Genomic DNA, 4,623 nt, shown 5'->3' with positions numbered 1-4,623 from the left:
TCACCTGCTTTCCTTCCATTTTCCGTGCACACATAGCCAAATCCTTCCATTTACAGTCGATTCCAAGCCTTCTGGCTAGTTTCCATCCAAAAATACGCGCACTTATCCAGACCATCCGCATGTTCGACTGCAGATAATTTATATATTAATACGCCAATTCGATCTGCAAATATATATTCCTATATATGCAGTATTGTGAATTTAGTTATTTTATATCTTCGTATTCTATCCTTCGATTCACCTCTTTCCTTCAACAAGACGCACCTATTCGTTCACGCAGCTCATTGAGCTCGCGTCATCACCATTCGTTGCTTGCCCAACCCATAAGCTGCACAAGCCATTTCAACGGGGCGCTGAAAGTTACCTCGCAACTGTATATGTTGGCACCTCTCAGCGCCCCCCCCAACTATCAAAACGCATTTCCAGCCAGCATCCGGGCCCGCACGCCAGGCTGAAATATAATCTTCCTCGTCTTCCTACTTCTCTGCCGCTACTCGCACTCCAAACTCAGCCATGCTCGAAATACATCGACGCGCAACAAGAATGCCCGTTCTGCCCATAGGTCACCAACGGGTTATTCCGCCTGCACAGCGCGCATTTCATTTATCGAGTTCTGTTAAGACAACTGAGTACCATCAAAACAAAACCCGCCACCTTCTTCATCTGGGGGCTTCCAGCACGAGAACGCGACCTCAAACACCATAAAGGAAAAATCTCTCGTCGTAAACTAAAATATGACTATTTTCCTATTTTGATTTACGACGGTGCAACCTTTAATCGATTCTCGATAAAGAGCTGTAACCCAATTAGTAATTGCCATCGAACCATCGGCTTCGACTGAGACACTATGCTAATCTTTGCTGACATGAAGTTTCGCCTCATCCAGAGCCAGAACCAACATCATCTCAGATAAAGACAGTGGATGAACCTGTCTGTGCATGCCCACCAGAATCAATGGCATCGCCGATACGACCGGCGGACTTACCGTTTATGAAGACGGTGAATAAGCCAACGGAACGCTTGCGGTCGTGGATGGGTTTGGGCAGACCAAACAGCCATGAGGCACACAGGTGTCACCGACACGCATCAGGGGCTTGTCATTGACAAATAATACGTTTGGACTTCCGCCGGTAGCGAGTGTAGGCAGGAGTGGCCAGAACCTATACCAGTACAGCGGTAGGCCTGAGGCACTTCTTTAACTCCAAGCAGAAGTCAGGCTGCAAGGCATAATGGTAGAATAATTCCCTAATAAAAAAAGTACATACCAGTCCTGACAGCGCTACGGATCATAAATCCTAGGGTTACTGCCCATATTACTATCAGAAACGGACGAATAAAGAGAAACCGTTGTGAATTAGAAAAATTAAAATTATAAAACGTGATCCACTGGTCTATTTTTAAATGATCTAATTCACTATCAATGGAAAAATCCCATTTTAAATTTTTGTAAAAAAAATACTCGCGATACTGAGAAAATATCAAATTACACAGCATAAAAAAGAAAAGCGAAGAAACTAAACATGCTAAAAAAAAATCAAAGATTATCAATTTAGATCCTTTCAAAACAAACACCGATAGGATTGCACACCACCTCAGACCAATAAATTGTATTATTTCACGCTAAAACATATTTTTACTGCTAATAGTATTATTCACACAACTGTCTGCGAATGAGAATTATTAAACCTTGCAAAGGAAAAGATTTCCTGAGCAGCATTACGAAAATCTTCTCTCGACAGATCGATAAATGTTTCTTGGTTGGACGCCGAGATGAGAATGCAACAATATAAAGTACCACGCTCCGGCTGATCCAGAATCGATCTTAACGAGTTGGCTTTCGGTAAAACATTACGATTGATAAGCCTTGTCGCTCTGACGAATGTGGCGGTTGGTACAAGGGGTACTTTCGTACGTCGCCACATCGCGACAACGTCATCAAAGGTAGCTCCCTGACACCACGATAACGCCGATGCGCCGTAAATTGTCTCACCAGTTCCGGCACAAAGTAGCTGCCATGCTTTTGCAGGACAATCGTTCAAGTATGCGAGATTTCTTTGATCAATTTCATCAATTGCTTTCAAGTTGTGATGTGACGGCGAAACAGAGGCAATTTGAGCCCAATGATTTGCATTACGATGGAGCCACTCCCACACGTTAGCAAGCATGATGTCAGGACCGAGTTTCCTCGCTCCAAGATAAACCAATTCATCCATAAGTTATGCCTCTATTGCGCAGGAAGTGGTTCTTCAAAATGTCTAGATACCAGCGTGTCAGATATAGGATACCCGACTATTGGCAGTTGCCTTAAGAACGGATGGATGTTGTTCGCCATCTTTGACAAGGGTTGAATATTCGGGCTCTCTGCTGGTCTATGATCAAGCTTAAGGGACGCTAAAGCTGCTTCAGAATATTCATGCCAGAGGTCGTAAGTCCGCTCAACGTTCCACTTACCATCAAGGCGACTAACACTTACGCCGATCGATCCGTCATCTAAGTTGTAAACCTGCTGATCTCGGACGTACATCCGTTCACCAGCAATTACATCCGGCGAAATATCCAGTCTATATAATTGCGCGCCAGCAACCATTACATCGACTGAGAATCCACTTATGGTGCCCCAAGCCTGACTTAAGTCCCAAAAAGACATGGGCATATCAGTGACAAATTCCGTACCGTTATTATTCAATAAAGCTAACAACTTAAGGCCAGTGTCAGCTTCTTCAACAGAACGGACGTCGTTGAAGTAATCGCTGTAATTGACGACGTCCTCATTACGATCGACAGCACGCTCCAAAGAGGGATCTCGTATTCGACCCGCCTTCCCAGTGCCTCGTAATAGTTTCCCTGTCCCGAATCCAACGCTCGGTCCGCAACCAGCAAGATGAACCACCCCTATTTGAAGGTTATCGTGGGCCAAAAAAATTAGAGAGTGAAACCCGCATCCAAGGCTGATAGTCGAGCTATATGCTGCGCTCCAACGACGTGACGGCGAATTATTTAAGCCCAACCATTCAGTTGCCTTTTTAGGATCTTTTCCAAATGGAAAACTATTGTTGTCACCCATTTTGCGCCCTCGGCAGAACGATGCAAATCGCATCGTTATTTACGTTGATTGCGTAAGTCCGGCAGGACTTAGCGCCGAGATTATTCATGCAGGCCCGAAGTGATTCCGATTCTATTTCGCTCCGCGTACATTTTTTAGATGCGCAGTAAAACAAATCTATTTTTCCGTTATCGAAATCGGCGTTTACCAGCGATGTCCTACCAGGATCGACGTCAAGTAGATTGACCTGCTCACGCAAGCGCTCATGAATCTCTGGAGTACCAAAATGGCCCAACCCGAAACGAACATCATAAGAGTCGCGAGCAATTTTCATGATCTCATGAAATCGCGCTGATTTATCGTATCCTTCGAAATCACAAAACAATTTGGAGTTGGCTTTGCTAATTTCAGGTAGAAGAAAAATAGATACCGCCAAACAAATATATGATGGCTTCAATCGAATTCTAAAGCGCTTAGTTGATATCAACTCTACCTCCCTTGATTATAAAACCATTATCAGCTTTCTGTTCTACTTCTTTGCCGTCGAAAGAAATTTTCCCTTCACTGTTAGCCTCTATATTTCCTTCGAAATCTAGGAACAAATTAACACCGGCGATCTGTACGTCACCGTTTCTATTTAACAATATGCCTGACTTTCCGCAGGTGATATGAATTTCCCCAGCAGACGTGACGGAGAAACTAGTTTCAGCGCGCATACCTATCGCACGACCGCTATCAACGCTTACTAGACGACCAGCTGAAATTTGCTGGGTGTTGCCCGCGTGCGAGTGATTGGATAAACCAACTGAGGTGTTTTTCATCCCGAGCGTAGTCTCCATGATGCCTTTTTCTGTGAAGATTGTGAGAAATCCTCGACCAACCGTACCAATATTAGGCAAATTAAGAGTGCTGGCCACTGCAGATATTCCGCCCCATGCTTTCTTGATGGCCGAGTTGATTGCTCCCTCAGTGCGCAAGCTGCCGACATGTATACTCATGTTTCCGCCAATTACCTCGTCGTGATTTTGCTCAACTTCGAGATATTTATTATGCCCAACTGACTGAACCCAGTTTTTGTCGATTCTTTCGGTGTGATTATTGTTTGTCTTTTCGTTTCTATCCTTCTGAGCATGGATATAAACTTCCTCGCGACCTATATCATCTTCAAAGCTTAGCTCATTAAATCCTTGGCCTTTGTGCGTCTGTGTCCTGAACGTGCTCTTCGTCTTATTCGCTGGCAAATCATACGGCACCTTTTGCCTTGCATTCGGCACGACACCCGTCACCAGCGGCCGGTCCGGATCGCCATCGACAAAGGCGACCATCACCTCCATACCGATGCGCGGAATGATCTGGCCGCCCCAGGTGGCGCCAGCCCAGTTCTGGGCCACTCGCACCCAACACGTATCAGTCCCATCCTTCTTGGCCTTGCGGTCCCACGGGAACCACAGCTTGATACGGCCGTATTGATCCGGGTGGATTTCTTCGCCCTCGGGACCCGCCACGATGGCAACCTGCGTGCCTTCGATCTTTGGGCGCTTGGTCGTCCGGTGCGGGGTCAGCGGCACGCGGGCGGGGAT

At 45.8% G+C, this 4,623-nt stretch carries 4 protein-coding genes; all 4 read right to left on the bottom strand.

Annotation, left to right across the window (positions count from 1 at the left end):
• Positions 1–1,652 precede the first annotated feature (1,652 nt).
• The gene (locus GGQ73_RS22745) at positions 1,653–2,213 is read right to left on the bottom strand and encodes a hypothetical protein (protein WP_183897995.1); all 561 of its coding nucleotides are present in this window, start codon (positions 2,211–2,213) and stop codon (positions 1,653–1,655) included.
• A gap of 11 nt (positions 2,214–2,224) precedes the next feature.
• Positions 2,225–3,064: a hypothetical protein gene (locus tag GGQ73_RS22740; RefSeq protein ID WP_183897994.1), complete on the bottom strand. Its 840-nt coding sequence runs from the start codon at positions 3,062–3,064 to the stop codon at positions 2,225–2,227.
• Positions 3,057–3,530: a hypothetical protein gene (locus tag GGQ73_RS22735; RefSeq protein ID WP_183897993.1), complete on the bottom strand. Its 474-nt coding sequence runs from the start codon at positions 3,528–3,530 to the stop codon at positions 3,057–3,059. The genes GGQ73_RS22740 and GGQ73_RS22735 overlap by 8 nt, the downstream gene beginning before the upstream one ends.
• A partial coding sequence (locus GGQ73_RS22730; RefSeq protein WP_183897992.1) for a type VI secretion system Vgr family protein occupies positions 3,517–4,623 on the bottom strand: 1,107 nt, incomplete at its 5' end. The genes GGQ73_RS22735 and GGQ73_RS22730, both read right to left, overlap by 14 nt.

This window comes from Rhizobium skierniewicense (assembly GCF_014196515.1).
Lineage (GTDB): Bacteria > Pseudomonadota > Alphaproteobacteria > Rhizobiales > Rhizobiaceae > Agrobacterium > Agrobacterium skierniewicense.
The sequence above is the reverse complement of the archived record's forward strand: the minus strand, read 5'-3'. Positions and strand labels throughout refer to the sequence as shown.